Here is an 18663-nt window from a genome sequence, read left to right as displayed (position 1 = left end):
AATCACCTCTTTGATTTTCTCTAGATAGTGTATGTTATGGATGACAACCTGTAAGGGCAAATTTCCTATATGGACAAATAAATAGAGGAATTTCAAGGAATAAAATTCTGACACTGTCAAAATTAAGACCTACTCAATCTTGAAAAATTTTTTCTTATAATGGGCAAGTGCTAACAATGGAAAAATATATTGATAGCTATGGTAATGAATATAAAATCCACCTGCCATTCCTTGGCCTGTTGGATAGTTAGCTTCCCAATCTTCTTTTTCAAAAGGCTTAAAAAGGAATTTAATACCTGCTTCGATTTCTGGAGTTGATTTTTCTGAAGCTGAAATTAAAGCATCTAATGCCCATGCGGTATGTGTGACCGTACTTTTTCCTAATGGAATATAGCGATTTTCACTGTCGCTTTTGCATGATTCACCCCAGCCACCATCACGGTTTTGGATGCTTTTTAACCATGTGACAGATCGCCTGATGGCAAGGTGATTCGGCTCAATTCCCGCTGCGATAAGGCCCGTGACAGCTGCCCATGTTCCATATATATAACAAATACCCCATCTGCCATACCAAGATCCGTCATCTTCTTGTTGACTAAGTAGCCAATTAACCCCATGTTTTATTGCCTTATCGTTTTTTGATAATTTTGTATATCTTCCGAAAAACTCGATTGTTCGCCCTGTTAAATCAGGGGAAGATGGATCGGCAATTAAATATTTTATGCCTTGTATCGGTATGATCTTATAAATTTTTTTGTTTACGTTTTTTTCAAATGCTGACCAACCGCCATCATCATTTTGCATAGAGAACAACCATTTTATGCCTCTGTCCCATGCTTGGTGGCTATTTGGATTTTTATTAACTGTTGATACGATGGAACGCATGGAGGCTGTCGTGTCATCTATATCTGGGTTAATCGTATTCACATTCGAGAAACCCCAACCTCCAGGTAAATGTTGAGGATTATGATACGCCCAATCACCAAATTTATAATGCTGTCGTGATAGTAAATATTGATTTGCTTTACGAACCATTGGGTCAGTCTCTGACACACCAGCTGCTTGTAAAGCATAGTTAATCAAGGAAGTATTCCAAACCGTAGCGGTTGTATACTGGATATGGGTTTTCCCGTTTATTTCACATTTCATTGATTTTATTCCTGAAATTGCATTTTTAATCGTCGGGTGATCTTTAGGATAGCCAAGCGCGAGTAAGGCGTAAACCATGAGAAAGGTGGAGCTGAAATAACTGTAAAACGTGCCATCGGGTTCAATTCTATCCAACATATATTGTTTTAATCGTTCGATAGCTAGAATTTTATTCTCTGAGGGAACTCCGAGTAAGCCTTTTATTCCTGATTTGATGATTGATAGAATATTACCCCACTTACTTGATCTCATCCACATTGAGTATTCTTCATTCCATTCGCTCCCCCTATTTACAAAAAGATCTGATAGGTCAGGACTTTTATTCGTTCGAATGCTATATTTTTTGTTTTCAAGAATGAGAATTGGAGAAATATTAGCTCTTCCGTAAACAGAGAAATCGAAGAAATTGATAGGGAAGGAATTAGGTAGAAGAATGATTTCAATTGGAATAGGGAAAAAATTAGGCCATGGTAACTGACCCGTTATCGCAAGCATGATTTTCAATAACATATGACTCTTTTCAATCCCCCCATTTGCTAAAATGAATTTTCTCGCAGCACGAAGTTTAGGATCTGTTTTTGGATAATAGCCAGAATATAGTAAAGCGTAATAAGCTTCCATGGTCGATGTAATATTTCCGTTTCCTTCATCATAAAACAACTTCCAAGATCCATTTTTCTCTTGTTTACTCATAATTCGTTCCGCAAGCTCTTCGATTAATTGCTCATCATTAATTTGTAAAGAGCGCAATAAAATAATCATATAGGAATCTGTGGAGACACCCGTCTCGAAAGGGTAATCCCATGTCCCATCATCTAGTTGATCCTTTTTTAATCGATCGATGATCCGGTTCATTTCAGGTATTGGATTTAGTGTCATCATTACTCATCCTCCCTAAAGGATTCCTTTTTACCTAAACATATTCAGCTTTTCGTGAAAGCATTCAAAAAGGTGGTGATTCAAGTTTTTTTGATAAAGAATAAACATAAAAGGCGTTCCTTTACAACATCACTTCTTGAATTAAAAGAAGAAATAACAAGCTTGAATCCCCTAATTAAGAGTCCGATTAAGATCGAAGAGCGAACACTACTTGAAAAAATTAATCATACAACAAAGGAGTTCAATACAAATAATGTAACGAGAACAAAAGCTTATCTTGATTTTTATCGTCTTCATCCTGAGATTCATTGGGCATTTCTTGGCCATATGGTTTCTAGGAATGGCGGCTGGAATATGACAGATTTAAAAGGGGATTTCATTTCTAGATTGCTAGAAAGGCGCGCGAAACAAGAATTTTTTTCGTTTTTGGAAAGGGGAAATTGGCTCATTTTTCAAGATGCTTTTCCGCAGTTTATGTTATATGAAGAAAGTTTAAAAAGAAATCGGAATCTATTCCATCTCTTATCTTACTTTAATGTTTCTCAATTTATGGAAGGTGTATGGAACTATTTTTGGAGAAAAGGAGATAAGTATATTTTAACGATGGCTTTAGTTATAAATGAACAAAGTTATTTAGAGGAAAGAGTGATGAAGAATGTTCATTTTAAAGAAAAAGTCTTTAACACGATAGAGTTCAAGCTGCAGGAGTTACTGTCTTTTAATCACATTCTCTTTCCTTATGATCAGAACGGAGTTACAAAAATCATTGGGCAAACGCTTAATCAGTTTGGCTCGTTGCATGAACGAATATTACTCGGCAAACGATTATACGCTTTACTTTTTTCAAATGACTCTTTATTAAAAAACGCTGAAAAGTGGGCAATCGAACATCCGCATACAAGTTCAAGAAAAGATTACTGGCCGCATTTGTTTAATGATGTAAAGGAGTACACTCCGGGTAACTTATATATTCGTAGGTTGAAAAAATGCCAGCTACGGAAAGGAAAAGCAAGACTATATAGTCCCAAGCTTGAATTCGCCTGGAAAAATGTTGTTCATGAGCCAGCGGAAAAGGGAGATTGGTATAAAGACTGGAGAGTGATCGATTATTTAAATAATGAGGATATCAATATAGATGGAGAGATTAAAAATGAATATTGTGAAACCCTTGAAAGACTTGAACTGGCAACTATCGCCAAAAAAGCTATTTTTCTGTAAAAAAGATATTTCTATTCTTTTATTGGCATCCCTAATCGGAACTTATTTAGATTTATACTTTGTTGGAAAAGGGTACTATTCATTTCCGTACCGTCTATTCCCAACTATTTTTTCTATTAATATTGCATTCACATTAGTTATTCTACCTATTTTCACCTATTTATTGATCTTGTTTGTTAAAAAAATGGATGGGTTGAAAGGGTTGGGAGTGCTGATTTTAGTTAGTCTGATTATAGCTTGTATGGAAAAGTTTTCTGAAGAAGTTGGCTTTTTTATCCATCATGAGCAGTGGAAACATCTGTATTCATTCTTTGGTTACTTTTTATATTTGGTGGTTATGTGGGGGTTTTATCGGTGGGTAAATAAATAAAACTGTAGGGGATCTCCTTTAGATGCGGGTTCCCCTACAGTGTGAAGAACATTAAAGACATTTTATTTGTGAAAAGAGAGGGCTTTGTCTTTAAGAGTCTTTGTTAAAGACATTTCTCCTTTGAATTTGACCCATTAGAAAACTACCCTTGGAGTTATGTTTTAAAGTAAAACTTTCCTACCTTCTTTCGCTGACTTACGGATCGCATCAAGGACTTGTTGAGTCGCATGTCCTGTTTCAAAATCAGCAAGATAAGGGTGTTTACTTCCAGAAACTAAGGTTTCATGTAGAGCATCGAGCATTCTATGAAAACCGTTATAATAGCGGGCAGCGATGACTGGCATTTCAGCAGGTGCGTTTAAATCAGGTACTAATTCGACTTCTTGAAGCGATTCATCTCCAAATCCAAGCAGCACTTTATTGTCATCAAGCATGACGAGCGTACCTTCACTGCCGAAAATTTCTAAACGCCAGTTATTTGCCGTATGTCGGGCTGCGGATAATAACTCCATAGTAACGGTTGCTCCATTTTCAAGTGCTCCAATGACTTGAAAAGCATCGTCTGCCGTTCGGAGTTCTTCATTCCCATCGACATCTGTTAGAGTAGGAACATGGATTGGAAGATTAGCAAGAACTTCTTTAAATTTACTGTTCATCCACCATTGTAAAGAGTCAGTCATATGCGAACCGATCGCACCAAGCATCCCGCCACCTTTTTCCTCCTGACCTAGCCAGCCACGTGTTCTTGTGGTAAGAGATGTAAAGTTTGCATAAGAGCATAAATAACGGACGTGTAGGATCTTACCAAGTTTACCGCTATCTACAATTTCCTTTACCTTTGTACGCGCTGGAAGGAAGCGAAATTCATGATTAATCAGCCCTAATTTCGCAGTTTTTTCTTTTGCTGTAATCATTTCCGCAGTTTCAGAAGTATGTAAGGCCATTGGTTTTTCGCATAAAACATGAATACCTTTTTCGTAGGCAGTTAATACCATTTCTTTATGTAAAAATACAGCTGAAGCGACAACAACGAGATCAAGCTGTTCGTGATCTAGCATTTCTCGCCAATTTGTATAAACATTTGCGACGCCGCTTACAGACTTCGCTTCTTCAAGATTGCCTCGTGACACACTAGATAGTCCAACCACATCAAATCCTTCGTGAAAATTCATCATCGGTGCATGCACTTTTGCACCAAAGCCTGTTCCTATGATCCCAACTTTAATTTTTTTCAAAAAAATTCACTCCTTCATAAAGGTGATATTGTTATCTTACTGGTTGTTGGGGAAGATTGCGAATATTTTAACTTTAATCATTTCTTCTAATAAAACAGATAAAGGCATATAACTTTTATGAAAACGTAGGAAGGGGAAATGATCATGCCAAGCGGTTTACATCAAGTAATAGTAGGGCTACCGATCGATGAGGTTTGGGATTTTGTTAAAGATATGGATCATTGGGCTCCACTTGTTCCTGGTTACATTCATCATCAAAAAATAAATGATCGAAAGTCCACATGGGAATTTAAAAGTGATCTTGGATTTATGAAAAAGAAAGTGAGCTTAATGATCGATATAAAAGAATGGATTGAACCAACGAGAGTTACCTTTGATTTAGCTGGTATTAATGAGAAATTTTCTGGGAGCGGATATTTTGAAGCAGAAGCTATAAGCTCACAAAAAACTAAAATGACAGGATACCTCGACATCCAAGCAGAGGGCCCAATGGCAGGTATGGTTAATAATATTTTAAAAACGGTCATACCAAAAACAGCAGAAGAGATGGCGATAGGGATATCGGCAAAGTTAGAAAAATTAAAAGAATCCAGTAAGTGAAATATGAATAGATCAAAAAAAGACACATGGAAGGTTAACGGGTTCCGTTTCCTATCGCAAAACTTTAGTTTGCATTGGAAAATGTAAATGGGAATGCTTCCCTTCTTGCACCATAAAATGCTATTCAATTCGTACGGTATTGAAAGAAAAAAAGGCGAGTAAAAGACATTATAAAAAGCAAGGTTTTATGCCTTGCTTTTGTGCTTTTAATTGCCGCTTTCTTCGTACTGTGTCATTAACTTTTTATTTTTTCTTGGTAATCCGCAATTCCGTTCCCTCTTTATCGAAGTATTTTTTTTCCTATTTTGGATGGAAATTATGACTGTGTTTCCCAAACTCATCAAAGAAAACATTTATATTACCACCTCTGCGTACTGTATCTTTAATGAATCCTTAATCATTATCGGACGTATATTAATTTAACAAACGATTGGAGGTGAAAAAAATGGACCTCGTTTTATGGATGACTGTTTTGTCTGGTACCTTTATCGCAATATTCGCCGATAATAAAAAATGCAACAAGAAAAAGTGTTAAGCTTTTCCATATCTACTCAAATTATTGGTTGCTTCATAAACTGAACCCTATGTTATAGATTTATTTTTTAGGAGCACATTTTGTTTCCCCCTCTTCACCTAAATAGGGGCTTTAGGGGGCTTTTTTGTTGGATAGGTAGGAAATTCAGCTGTGTAGTCTTACTTACATAATGAACATAATAGGTCATTAGTTTACTTGCTATAAAGTTTTTAACACGTAATTAAACCATAATAATAAAAAACAACAATATTTTATGCGAATCAATTTGTAAGTTAAAATGTAGTGCAATTTGTAGATATGCACTAGGCAGTGTACCTCTTCATTTTTATATACAAATTGAACGACAAATTCACTCAAGATTATAACTAAAATCCCTCTATATCAAATAAAAATGACCTACAAATTAGTATACATTTTGCAGGTCATTTTAGTTTACATTTTTAATGTTTGCGATAGGGAACGGAACCCGTTAATGGAAGGTGTCTTTTTTTTGACTACTTCCTACCAAAATCCGCCTTTATTTCCCCAAGTTGATTGGTGTCCCATTTTAGTATTTTATTCTGATAGGTATTTTCCTTTAACCATTTTTCTGCACGTACAATCATTTTCCAAACTTCTTCTGTTTTTTCGTTTTTTACTAATGTAGTATTTGCTTTTTTGTTTCGAACCCATGAAAGGGCTGTCATTGAATCGGAATAGATGGTTGTATTTTCGCCTTTTTGTTTCAAATATGCTAGGGCATGGACAATTCCTAAAAATTCGCCAATATTATTTGTACCTAAAATAGGTCCAAAATGAAAAATAACTTCTCCCGTTTTCGTAGATACACCTTGATATTCCATCATTCCAGGATTTCCACTGCAGGCTGCATCAACAGATATACTTTCCATTTCATATGTGGTGTTACTTGGTTGGGCAGAATTACTCTTTATTTTCGTTTTGGTTTGTCCTGTTATTGAACCTCCATTATTAAATGCCTCGGTTGCTTCTTCTAATGAAGAGAAGGACTTGAACCGTGCCCCCTGATAGCCTTTTGTTTGCTTCTCACAATCAGCCCAATTGTTATAAATACCTGTTTTTCTCCCGCTCCATACAACATAAAATTTTTTCCCAGCCATTTTATTATTCCCTTCAAGTATCGTTAGATTAATCCTTCTTTCTTCTTAGAATACCATATCCTTAATATGGAATAGATATACGAACGAAACGAATCGAAAATTGTCTATAATTTGTAAATAAAAATAGACAAACAGAATATGAAATTGCATAATAATAGGAAATGGTCTGAATGTTTCGAGCATTCAGTACATAGAAGAGGACGCTGTCTACTTCTTTAAACATAATTAAGAGGAGAAGTCGAATGAACTTAAAAGAAAAGGTATTACAACTAAAAAAAGAAATTGGAAAAGTGATTATTGGTAAAGAGGAGACGGTTGAATTAGTTTTTATTTCTCTTTTGAATGATGGTCACGTTCTACTTGAAAGTGTTCCCGGTACTGGGAAAACTCAATTAGCGAAGAGCTTTGCAAAAACGATTAGTGGATCTTTTAAACGAATTCAATTCACGCCTGATTTATTGCCGAGTGATGTAACTGGAATTCAATTTTTCCATCCTAAGGAACAAGATTTCCAACTCCGCATCGGTCCGGTTATGACAAATATATTATTAGCAGATGAAATCAATCGTGCAACTCCTAGAACACAAGCAAGTTTATTAGAGGTGATGGAAGAACGTCAAGTTACTATAGATGGTGAAACCATTCCGTTACCAAAGCCTTTTATCGTTATCGCTACACAAAACCCCATTGAGTCACAGCAAGGTACTTTCGCTCTACCTGAAGCACAAATGGATCGTTTCTTCATGCAAATTCCATTAAGTTATCCATCGATCGAAGAAGAAAAGAAAATCATGCAGACCTATCGTTCAGGTACTCCTTATAACGAACTAGAAACAGTTCTTACTTTGGAAGAGATTTCTCAAATGAAGGAAGAAGTAAAGCAGGTTACGATTTCTAGTGATGTGGAGGATTACATCCTAAATATCGTTCATTTATCTCGTCATCATGATGAAATTGAAATGGGCGTCAGTCCACGTGGAACATTAGCATTAATGAGGGGAGCTCAAGGAAGAGCATTTACACAAGATAGATATTTTGTTACTCCACAGGATGTAAAGGATGTTGCTGAATATATTTTAGCTCATCGTTTAGTATTAACGATGGATGCTTCATTAAAAAAGACAAATGCTCAAGTGCTTAAATCGATTTTAAATAATGTAGAAGTACCTGCTGAAACTGGGGCGTTGAAGTAATGGCATGGAGGAAAACCATTAATGGGGGTAATACATTAGAAGGTATTACCTTAATCTCAGCTGTTTTATTGGTTTTTAGTTTTTATCAACAAACATTTTGGTTGATGTTTCTTGGAGGCTTATTGTTAGTATTAAGTCGAATGAGTATTTACTATTTAAACCATGCTGCAGATAGCCTCGAATTTGAAAACAATCGAGAAACAATCCGTCTTTCAGAAGGAGAGGAAACGACAGTAAATATTGTCCTTTCGCAGCTTAGTAGATTACCAATCTTTCAAGCTACTTTGCAGGTTAGATTGGAAAACGTTGTTGAGGGAGTAGGAATTCCATCTTTACATAGCGAATCGAACGTGGAATTAATGATCCCTATTCAATTAAAAGGGAATGATACGATTCATATTCCGTTACAACTAAAAGCAATGAGGCGTGGGGTAACTAGAATTAAATCATTAGAATTAATCATTCCTAACTTTTTTGGTTTTGGTTCCGTTGAGTTAACCTACCAGCCATATATTCAAAAGGAGTTGATTATTCATCCAACTTCCATCGCAGTACCACAGACTGATCAGTTAGTTGCAACAAAGTTACAAGGTAACTATGCCACACCTACAAGTATGTATGAGCAAATTTTAGCGCCAATTGGTACAAGGGATTATGTTTTTACAGATTCATTTCAACGGATTCATTGGAAAGCGAGTGCAAAAACACAAAACCTACAAACGAAAATTTATGAACGGACTGCTCACCATTCTTGGACGTTTATTATTAATTTACGTGAACCTAATACGCCTAACTATCATATGGGTGTAGTTGAAAATATTGAATCCATCGCAAGTAATGTAGCCTACATGGCTCAAGTTGCCACAAAAAAAGGTATAGACTATGAAGTATTTCTAAATATCCGCACGGCTAGTCAAGGTGCCGTATACCATATTCCGATCGGAAACGGTACACATCAGTTAGGAAGAGTCCTTGATAGCCTTGCAAGAGTACAACGTAATGGTAATACTCTTCCAATAAATAAGCTTCTTCGTTATGTTGATAAGCAACAACAAAATTCACCAGTTGTGATTGCTTGCGGTCCTTATGAAGAAGAGGGTTATCTTCATTTAGCCCAAATGCAGAAAAAAGGGCAAAGAGTATACCTACTTCATGATGACGTGGAATATCCAGCAATTATTCCACTCAGTCGTTCTTAAAGTGGTAGGAAATGGGTGAACATAAATGATACAGAGGATATTGCCAGCTTACTATTTTTCAATTGAAGGTTTATTTTTATATTTCCTTCTCTTTCTTTTTTATACCAGAATAGGGGAAATACCTTCTATTCCCAGCTTTGTAGCTGTACTTGCTGTTGCTTATTTGTTTTTACTATTTGGTTTGAAACAAAAGCTAGTTTCGGGAACACTTCCATTTGTAGGAGCAGTTTTATCAGGTGGGATTGCCTATGTATTTGGCTTTACATTCATGTCAATTGTATTAATTGCGGTGTTTTTATTTTTCCGTATGACAGCATTTCTAAAAGATCCGGCTATGTGGAAAGAGGAAAGGACCAAATTAGCGATTCTGTTTTATTGTAGTGCTTTCGTTATTTTTTTAGAAGGATGGGTATATAAATTCCCATTTATGAATTGGTTATTTGGCACCGTCATCATTTTCACATTGCTATTTAGTGTTGGTCGATTTTTGCAGCAAGTGGAAACAAATAAAAACGTTCGAAATGTTGGTGGAATTGCCGGTGTACTTGGGATTGCGGCTGCATTAGCTACAGCAGTAACATTTTTGATTCCGATTGCAAAGTGGATGGTTTTTACCATATTTGAAGGTTTATTTTTAATCATCGGTTTTCTTCTTACACCTATTTTTAATCTAGTTGAGAGTATCATTATTAGGGATCGTAGAAGGGCTGTCGATAAGGATGAATTTGAACAAGTAGAATTCACCGATGATCAAAAGGGAGGATTATCAGATACCCCGGTAGCTGTAGAAGATCCAATTTGGCTTTGGCTGCTTTTACTTGCTATCGTGTTATTTGTCATTTGGTTTTTCGTTAGAAAGCGGAAGATGAATAGAGACGATAATGCTCCATCATCAGGAATAGAAATTGAACATCAACCTGTTCAAAGGAATCTTGGAAAAAAACATCGATTCTTCGGGGAACCCGCTCCAAACGAGTATATCCGAAAACTGTTTTTCCATTTTCAGATTTATGCGGAGAAATACGGCATGGGTAGGTATGACCATGAAACTGTTCAGGAATGGTTTCATCGAGTGAATTTTCGAAAAGATGAAGATCTTTTTTACGCCTATGATTGTGTTCGATACGGAGAAGTGATCATTCCTAAAGATGAGGCAAAGCATTATGAAGAGATCTTTGAAGAAATGAAAAGAGAGATAAAAGAACGCAAAAAAAACGAAAAGGGTAAAGAGGCATAACAATGCTTCTTTACTTTTTTTTGTTTATTTACTTACATGCACTAAGTCTTAAGTCTTAGAAAAAGATAAATCCTCCGCTCCATTTGTCTGTATGAAAAATACAATATGATTATTTTTGTAAAAGTTGGAAGGTGTACCAAAATAATCAAATGAAAGATTGGAGAAAAGGCATGATAAGATCAATTATTCGTTTTAGTATGAAAAATGCAGTAGCACTGTTTTTAATGATGCTGCTAATCGTTGCAGGAGGTATTTACTCATTAAGGGAAATCAATATCGAAAAGTATCCGAATGTTGATATTCCTTATATGACAGTTGCCATTGTTTATCCAGGTGCATCTCCTGATCAATCGATGAAGGATATTGGAGAGCCAGTCGAAAGAGAGCTCATGAATATTGATGGTGTAAAGAATGTTTATACTGACGCTGTTTCAAATGCTGCTTATTCGACGATGGAGTTTGACATGTCGATCAGTATGAATGAGGCAGAACAGTTAGTAAGAGCTGCTATTGATAAAATAAAGCTACCAGAAACTGCTGAAAACCCTGAGATTATTTTACAAGGGCCTGAACCAGACCCAACGGTATTCTCAATGGGGGTATACGCAAGTAAAAATCAGTCAGAAGTACAGAAGTTTGTTCAAGATAGTATCATTCCTAGACTTGAAGTGATTGAAGGAGTGAATAAAGTAGAAGTTGGCGGACTAGATAAAAAGTCGGTAACCATTCATCTCTTACCAGAAGAACTTAAGAAACGTGGAATCACACTTGATGATGTAAAAACAGCGATTACAGCAAATAATCTTACCATTCCGACGGGAGACGTAACTCTATCCAGCGAAGTACTGCCTGTACGCGTCAGTAAAGAATTAAAATCATTAGATGATGTGAAAAATATTCGTTTGTTTAGTACAGTAACAGGTGCAGTGCCTAAACTTGAAAGTATTAAACTAAGTGAAATTGCAGACGTGGCCTACGGATCTGAAAACACAAGTGATTTTACGAGAATCAATGGAAAACCTGGAGTAAGATTTGGAATTGTAGCCGAGGGTGGAGCCAATGTTGTTGCTATCGTTGAAAAAGTGAAAGAAGAAGTTGAAGCTGTAAAGCTTCCAGAAGGATTTGAAATTAAAACTTTACGTGATCAATCGATAGAAATTAAAGATTCAGTGTATTCCATGCTAAGAGAAGCATTGCTTGGAGCAGTAATGGCTGTTGTTGTTACGTTTCTGTTTCTGAGAAATGTTCGATCAACGATTATTGCTATTATCTCGATTCCACTATCGATCTTTGCTTCCTTTACCGTTATTAATATGCTTGGCTACACTTTGAATATTATGACGTTAGCAGGAATAGCGGTAGCAGTTGGGCGAGTCGTTGATGATTCCATTGTTGTCATTGAGAATGTGTTTAGAAGAATTAGAGCGGCAAAAGAGAGAAATGAAAGACTTGTTGAGCAAGCAACAAGGGAAGTGGCGTCAGCCATTACATCTTCAACTATCACAACGATTGCCGTTTTCTTACCAATGGCATTTGTTCCAGGTATTATTGGAAGATTCTTTGCACCGCTTGCATGGACGATTGTCATATCACTAATCTTTTCCTTAATCGTAGCGGTTACCGTTGTTCCATTAATGTCGAGAATTTTCCTATTGAAAATTTCACCAAAGGAACATCGTGAAAATTCATTGCAAAAAGGTTATCGAAAAGGACTTACATGGGTTTTGAAAAATAGAATCGTGACTCTTGTCATGTCATTGGTACTTCTTGCAAGTTCTGTCGTGTTTATTGCCCCTAAACTGGGAACAACCTTTTTACCTCAAGAAAAAGCGAGTAATTTTGATGTGAGCATCTCCATGGAAAAAGGTAGTTCACCAGAGAAAACTAGTGAAGTAGCAGGTAAGGTTGAGAATATTTTGTTAAATAAAACAGAAGTAAAACTTGTAAGTACAAGTGTAAATGGAGAATTTGAACATGCTTCGATTACTTTTGCTTTAAAAGATTCAGTCAAAGATGCTGAAGGATTGATAAAAGATTTGCGAAAGCAATTTTCTAACATGAAGGAAGCGAAGGAAATTTCTGTTTCTGGAGTCGGAAGTTTTGCTGGAGGAGCACAGTCTCAATACGTATTGGTCGTAAATGGATCAGATTTCGAGGAGATCAAAGCAGCAAGCAAAAAAATAGTTGGTGAATTAAAAGAAATAAAAGGAATGGCAGACGTTAGTTCATCATTAGAAGGCGATGAGCCAGAAATTGAAATTGATTTAAATGAAGATAAGTTGGCTGAAAAAGCTTTGATGCCAGCGATGGTTGGAAAAAGTCTTCGTGATTTGATAAATGGTGATGTTGTTACAACGATGAATTTAGATGATCAAACAACAGATGTTAAGTTACGATTGAAAATGGATCAGCTTACTTCTTTAGAAAAATTAGGAGATCAGAAAATTATTAATTTGCTAGGTATGCCTGTTGCTTTAAAAGAAGTGGGAGAACTTAAACGTGTGAATAACAGAACTGTTATTACTCACTTAAATCAAAATGAATATGTGATGGTTTTCGCTCAAATCACCGATTCAAAAACAGGTGAAGTGTCGAAAAAGGCGGATGACGCAATCGCAAAATTGAATTTACCTAGTAGTGTGAATTACTACAAAGAAGGTGCTTCTGCCGCGATGGAAGAAGGATTCAAAAATATGGCACTCGCTATTGCAGTGAGCATTCTTCTCGTATACATGGTTATGGTTATTGCTTTTGGGGAAGGAAAAGCTCCATTTGTTATCTTATTCGCGATTCCATTCTCCGTGATCGGTGCTTTATTAGGTCTATATATTGTTAAAGAGCCTATTGGAATGCCAGCTATGATCGGATTGCTCATGTTAAACGGAATTGTTGTGACAAATGCGATTGTTCTTATCGACAAAGTCAAACAAAATGAAAAAATTGGTCTAGAAAAGCATGAGGCGTTGATTGAAGCTGGAGTCGTACGGATCAGACCAATCTTAATGACGGCCATTGCAACAGTGGGTGCTTTAATACCGATGGCGATTTCTAGTCATGCTGGAATTGTATCTGCTTCGCTTGCGGTTGTGGTCATTGGTGGATTAATTACGTCAACTCTTTTAACACTATTCATTGTACCAGTGCTATATAGCTTATTTAACCCAAGGAAAAAGTAGAAAAAAATAAAACTGAAATACATGCAAAAGCAGTATAATGAATTCAAACATTCTTTTAGTAAACTCCCCTTAAAAAGGGGGAGTCAAAAGAATGGCGGGATTCAACCATATTACCAATGAATAGGTAGGAATGATCATGTTTTCAGTTGTTAAAAATGGATTCTTCATTATTATTTCAATCATTTTGTTTGCAATCGTTATCTCTCTTATCGTACGAGAATTCAAACAGAAGCAAATTATGAATAAAAGTGAAGAGTTAGTTGTAAATGGCGGCATAAGCGAAGTTGAAGAAATTAAAATTGGAGGAATTAACCAAAGTCTTCTTATTGAAGGAGCCGACAAATCTAATCCAGTGTGCATCTTTCTACATGGTGGACCAGGAGCACCCTTTCCATTTGGTGTAAGCGCTCGGTCACTTTTTCCTGAAATCACGAAGAGTTGTACGGCAGTTTATTATGATCAACGTGGTTCAGGTAAAAGCTATGTTAAAAATATGGACGTTTCAATAATGAATATGGATCAATTTGTCAGTGATGCAAATGAAGTGGTTGATTTTGTACGAAACAAATTTAATCAAGAACAAATAGTTGTAATTGGTAATTCATTTGGTTCAATCGTTGGGATCGAATTAGCTCACCGATACCCAGAAAAAATTCGAGCCTATATTGGTTTAGGACAAGTAACGAATGTAGTCGAAGGTCAGAAGCATGCCTATCATTGGTTACAAACAGAAGCAAGTAAAAAAGATGATAAAAAAACGTTAAAAATACTTGAAGAAATAGGCGGAGCACCTTATTTCAATGAACGTGAAGCGAAACTTGGAGATCTACTAAATAAATACCCTGGTTATAATTATTTTGATGAGAATACTAAGAAAGCTAGTATACTAGGCTTGATAAAAGGTGTTTTCACTTCACCAGATTATTCTATTTCAGATATTTATAAAACTCTGATTTCAGCTCCGAAATTTAGTATATTTGATAGTAAGGACCTTCAAGAGGAAATCATCAAAACGAATTTATTTGAAACCGTACCGGAAATGAAAACATCGGTATACTTTATTCAAGGAAAGCATGATAAAGTCGCAAATTATTCGTTAGCTAAAGAATATTTAGATACATTGAAGACATCAGGAAAGAAAGAATTTTTCACTTTGGAAAACTCTGCACACTATCCTAATGAAAATGATTTTAAAGAGTTTAAGAAGATATTGGTTCGTATTTTAGAAGAAGGAAATTAATTTCAAAGCGCCTGTTATCGTCCTTATATAGGAATAAACAACAGGCGCTATTTTTGTCATGAGGCACGTTTTGATACCATTTTAGGTTGAATTTCTTTTTCAGGTATTGTTAAAAATACTACTGCCAATATGATAAACATCCCACCTACTAATTGAAACACACCAAAAGTTTCCTTCAGCCAAATAATAGATACAAGGGCTGCCACGAGTGGTTCAATGCTTGATAGAATACTAGTTTCCATTGGAGATAGATATTTTAAACTTCCAAAATAGAGAGCAAATGATAATGTTCCACTAATGATAATTAAAATAAGCATCGAGCCCGTTCCCATAGTTAAATGGTGAATCATGTTAGAAAGACTAAAAGATGGTTGTAACAAAAATAAAACTATACCCCCGAGCAACATTCCCCAACCAACAATGATAGATGTGCCCCATTTCTTTATTAGAGAATTAGGCTGTAAAGTGTAAAAAGCAAAGGTTACTGCTGTTAGTATCCCAAAAATAATCGCTTGATTTGATAAGACAATACTCTCCGCATTGCCATTGGTAATGAGGAAAAAGGTACCGAATAATGCAGCCAGAACGGCAAGTAATTGTAGTGATGTCGGCAACTTTTTATTCTGTAATGAGACCCAAATCGTAATAAGCACAGGGCCGAGAAATTGGAACAAGGTAGCGGTTACAGCATTGCTTATGCGGACAGTCTCGATAAAGACATATTGTCCTCCTAACATACCGATGATTGAAAATAATAAGAGCTGTATGACATCTTTTGGATGCTTCCAGAGTTGAAAAATAGGAACTTTCTTAAAATGCAGAAAGCCTAAAATAAATATACCAGCGATCCATAATCTTACAATTAGATAATCTATTGACGTTATCTCTGAATGTTGAAAGAACCATTGAATCATAGGACCAGAGAGTCCCCATAAAGTAGCACCGCTAATGATCATCAATTGGCCGAGTCGCCTTGACTGTTTCATGATGTAACCCCCTATGTAATTTTTGCAATGAATGTATTATATTAAATATGTGATACTATAAGTAGAGTCAGTTTTTTGTTAATTAAAGGGGTCAGTAAAGATGATTGAAATAACACCAAATCTTGATACACAAAGTGATGTGCCACTATATGTGCAGCTATATGAATATATTAAACAAGAAATGAAGGCAGGTAATCTGGAACCTTTCACAAAGCTACCATCTAAGCGGAAGTTGTCAAAATATTTACAGATTAGCCAGAACACGATTGAAGCTGCTTATGGTCAGTTAACGGCAGAAGGTTATATAGAGGCAATCCCACGAAAAGGTTTTTTTGTTTCTGATTGGGATCAGAACCTGTTAGAAGCAAAGAGAAGCATTGAAGATGTTGTAGAAAAAGCAATCCAAGATCAAAAGTTTACGTTTGATTTTACAAATACGGGAATCGATACCCGTTCTTTTCCATTTGGATTATATCGCAAATTAGCTAATGAAGTAATGACGATCGAGAATAAAGATGTACTTTTACTTGGACATCCTCAAGGGGAGTATGAACTTAGATTAGCAATTTCAAACTACTTATTTGAATCACGTGGAGTTCGATGTTCACCTAGTCAAATCATCATTGGATCAGGGACACAAATATTAATGAAAATGTTATTTCAGCTTTTAAAGGGGAGTGCATTTGCTGTAGAAGACCCTGGATTTCATCGCAAACTTGTGACTTTTGAAAGAGATCCGAGTCAAGTTAAATTAATTCCACTAGACCAAGAGGGAATCATTATTTCTAGTTTAGAAGAAAGCGGATCTAACATAGCCTTCGTCACTCCATCACACCAGTTTCCCTGTGGAATGGTTATGCCCATTTCAAGAAGAATGCAATTATTAAATTGGGCAGAAAATGGAGAAGACCGCTTCATTATTGAAGATGATTATGATAGTGAATTCCGCTATAAAGGGAAACCAATCCCCGCTTTACAAGGTTTAGACTCGAATGGAAAAGTAATTTATATGAGTACATTTTCAAAGGCGCTCATTCCATCCCTACGAATTAGTTACATGGTCTTGCCAAAACCTTTAATAGAAACGTATCAAAAGGATTATTTCTTCTATACACAAACCGTTTCACGAATTGATCAAAAAATAGTATGTAACTTTCTTGAGAGAGGTTATTGGGAAAAACATATCCAGAAGATGAGGGTTATTTATCATAAGAAGAGGGATATGCTTGTATCGGCCATTGCTGAATGGTTTCCGCAGACAGTTGAAGTGGTCGGACAAGATTCGGGATTGCATTTATTAATACGAGCGAATAATGGAATGACGGAGAGTGAACTCATAGAGGAAGCTGCTAAAGTTAGTATTAAAGTGTATCCTGTCTCTACATTTGGACATTCTGATAATCAAACCGTTATGTTGGGTTTCGCCATTTTATCTGAGGGAGAAATAAAGCAATCTATTCAGTTATTGGCGAAAGTGTGGTTTAAAAAAATGAAAAAAAGAGCCTGACTTAATCCACGGCGGGATGTAATCAGGCTCTACATGCTAAAAATTTTCACTCTTTTCTTTAACTGTTAACTTTTGTTTTGTAGAAAGTTTTTTCGTATAGAAACTATGAAGGAGCATTCCTAAAATAATGATGAGTAGACCAATCAATGCTAAACTAGTAGGCAATGGGCTGGAAAGTAAGAAAATTTCCCCAATCATGACAAATAGTACTTGGGTTGATTGGGTAGCCTCTACTGCTGCTAATTTACCTTGATGATTTCTAACCCGATCGGTTGCAATAAAAAACAAGGTCGTTGCAATGACTCCAGAACAAATGGCAACAATAAAGGATTGCAGTATTTGATCTGATGAAGGTGCTCCTGCCTGAGTGAATCCAATAATGGCAATCACAATCCAAAATGGGAGCGTTACTAAAGTCATGCCAAATACCCGTTGAAGGGGGTCTAACCTACCTTCACAAACCTCCATCATTTTTCGATTTCCTAATGGATACGCAAATGCGGCAATGACGACTGGTAACACACCGACTATGATTTGATTCAAACTTAAAGAATTCGCTTTTTCCAATTGGATGAATACGACACCAACCAAAATGAGTGAAGATATACAAAGGGCACCAAGTGGAATCTTATTTCTCACTTTCACTATTCCTTCAGTGGTTTGAATTTTTTCGAAAAAGAGAGGTCCTAATAAGGTTCCAGCGACAATGGTAATTTGCCAGGTTCCAGCCACTAACCAACCAGGGCCATAAGCAGCCGCATAGGTTATAGGCGCGTAAAATAAAACAAAGCCAAAAAAACTCCAAATAAACCATTGAATTGGGTGCTTTCTTATTTCACTTAGTACTTGTTTTAAATTGTTTCGAAAAAGTACAATGAAGAATAAGATTGGAAGCATAAAGATGAATCGTAATGAGGAACTCCACATCCAGCTTCCTCCGGATAATTCCATCGATCGATTTAAAATAAAGGTGACGGCAAAGAATATGGAAGCTAATATGCCAATGAATATCTCTCTCATT

At 36.1% G+C, this 18663-nt stretch carries 14 protein-coding genes; 9 read left to right on the top strand and 5 right to left on the bottom strand.

The window, feature by feature from the left end; translation table 11 throughout:
* Positions 1-129: 129 nt before the first annotated feature.
* Positions 130-2028, bottom strand: a complete 1899-nt coding sequence (gene shc, locus ACFSO7_RS16535) for a squalene--hopene cyclase (protein WP_377879448.1) — start codon at positions 2026-2028, stop codon at positions 130-132.
* Between the two features lie 90 nt (positions 2029-2118).
* Here shc and ACFSO7_RS16530 point away from each other — a divergent pair, with 90 nt between their 5' ends.
* Together ACFSO7_RS16530 and ACFSO7_RS16525 are read left to right on the top strand one after the other, a co-directional pair.
* Complete coding sequence (locus tag ACFSO7_RS16530; protein ID WP_377878443.1) at positions 2119-3246, top strand: DUF2515 family protein; 1128 nt, start codon at positions 2119-2121, stop codon at positions 3244-3246.
* The gene (locus tag ACFSO7_RS16525; RefSeq protein ID WP_377878442.1) at positions 3179-3616 is read left to right on the top strand and encodes a CBO0543 family protein; all 438 of its coding nucleotides are present in this window, start codon (positions 3179-3181) and stop codon (positions 3614-3616) included. The genes ACFSO7_RS16530 and ACFSO7_RS16525 overlap by 68 nt, the downstream gene beginning before the upstream one ends.
* Before the next feature lie 161 nt (positions 3617-3777).
* Here ACFSO7_RS16525 and ACFSO7_RS16520 read toward each other — a convergent pair whose 3' ends face one another.
* The gene (locus ACFSO7_RS16520; protein WP_377878441.1) at positions 3778-4851 is read right to left on the bottom strand and encodes a Gfo/Idh/MocA family protein; all 1074 of its coding nucleotides are present in this window, start codon (positions 4849-4851) and stop codon (positions 3778-3780) included.
* A 144-nt stretch (positions 4852-4995) separates the two neighbouring features.
* Here ACFSO7_RS16520 and ACFSO7_RS16515 point away from each other — a divergent pair, with 144 nt between their 5' ends.
* A complete protein-coding gene (locus ACFSO7_RS16515; protein WP_377878440.1) occupies positions 4996-5451 on the top strand; it encodes an SRPBCC family protein in 456 nt (151 codons plus the stop codon).
* Positions 5452-6480: 1029 nt separating this feature from the next.
* Here ACFSO7_RS16515 and ACFSO7_RS16510 read toward each other — a convergent pair.
* Positions 6481-7104 (bottom strand): ribonuclease H1 domain-containing protein, encoded by a 624-nt coding sequence (locus tag ACFSO7_RS16510; protein WP_377878439.1) that lies wholly within the window; start codon positions 7102-7104, stop codon positions 6481-6483.
* Positions 7105-7346: 242 nt separating this feature from the next.
* Here ACFSO7_RS16510 and ACFSO7_RS16505 point away from each other — a divergent pair, with 242 nt between their 5' ends.
* From ACFSO7_RS16505 to ACFSO7_RS16485, 5 genes are all read left to right on the top strand, one after another.
* Positions 7347-8297 carry an AAA family ATPase gene (locus tag ACFSO7_RS16505; protein ID WP_377878438.1) on the top strand — a complete coding sequence of 317 codons (951 nt, stop codon included), beginning with the start codon at positions 7347-7349 and terminating at the stop codon, positions 8295-8297.
* Positions 8297-9496, top strand: a complete 1200-nt coding sequence (locus ACFSO7_RS16500) for a DUF58 domain-containing protein (RefSeq protein ID WP_377878437.1) — start codon at positions 8297-8299, stop codon at positions 9494-9496. Before ACFSO7_RS16505 ends, ACFSO7_RS16500 begins: the two co-directional genes overlap by 1 nt.
* A gap of 25 nt (positions 9497-9521) precedes the next feature.
* Positions 9522-10733 (top strand): UbiA prenyltransferase family protein, encoded by a 1212-nt coding sequence (locus ACFSO7_RS16495; protein WP_377878436.1) that lies wholly within the window; start codon positions 9522-9524, stop codon positions 10731-10733.
* A gap of 170 nt (positions 10734-10903) precedes the next feature.
* On the top strand, positions 10904-13909 hold the full coding sequence (locus tag ACFSO7_RS16490) for an efflux RND transporter permease subunit (RefSeq protein ID WP_377878435.1): 3006 nt from the start codon (positions 10904-10906) through the stop codon (positions 13907-13909).
* A 136-nt stretch (positions 13910-14045) separates the two neighbouring features.
* Positions 14046-15149 (top strand): alpha/beta hydrolase, encoded by a 1104-nt coding sequence (locus ACFSO7_RS16485; RefSeq protein ID WP_377878434.1) that lies wholly within the window; start codon positions 14046-14048, stop codon positions 15147-15149.
* A 56-nt stretch (positions 15150-15205) separates the two neighbouring features.
* On the opposite strand, the gene ACFSO7_RS16480 is transcribed toward ACFSO7_RS16485, so the two are convergent.
* The gene (locus ACFSO7_RS16480; RefSeq protein ID WP_377878433.1) at positions 15206-16135 is read right to left on the bottom strand and encodes a DMT family transporter; all 930 of its coding nucleotides are present in this window, start codon (positions 16133-16135) and stop codon (positions 15206-15208) included.
* Positions 16136-16235: 100 nt separating this feature from the next.
* Here ACFSO7_RS16480 and pdxR point away from each other — a divergent pair, with 100 nt between their 5' ends.
* Positions 16236-17642 (top strand): MocR-like pyridoxine biosynthesis transcription factor PdxR, encoded by a 1407-nt coding sequence (pdxR, locus tag ACFSO7_RS16475; RefSeq protein ID WP_377878432.1) that lies wholly within the window; start codon positions 16236-16238, stop codon positions 17640-17642.
* A gap of 36 nt (positions 17643-17678) precedes the next feature.
* Here pdxR and ACFSO7_RS16470 read toward each other — a convergent pair whose 3' ends face one another.
* The gene (locus ACFSO7_RS16470; protein WP_377878431.1) at positions 17679-18662 is read right to left on the bottom strand and encodes a DMT family transporter; all 984 of its coding nucleotides are present in this window, start codon (positions 18660-18662) and stop codon (positions 17679-17681) included.
* Position 18663 lies beyond the last annotated feature (1 nt).

This window comes from Bacillus sp. CGMCC 1.16607 (assembly GCF_042683745.1).
Taxonomy (GTDB): domain Bacteria; phylum Bacillota; class Bacilli; order Bacillales; family Cytobacillaceae; genus Pseudoneobacillus.
This window is presented reverse-complemented; position numbering and strand designations above follow the sequence as displayed.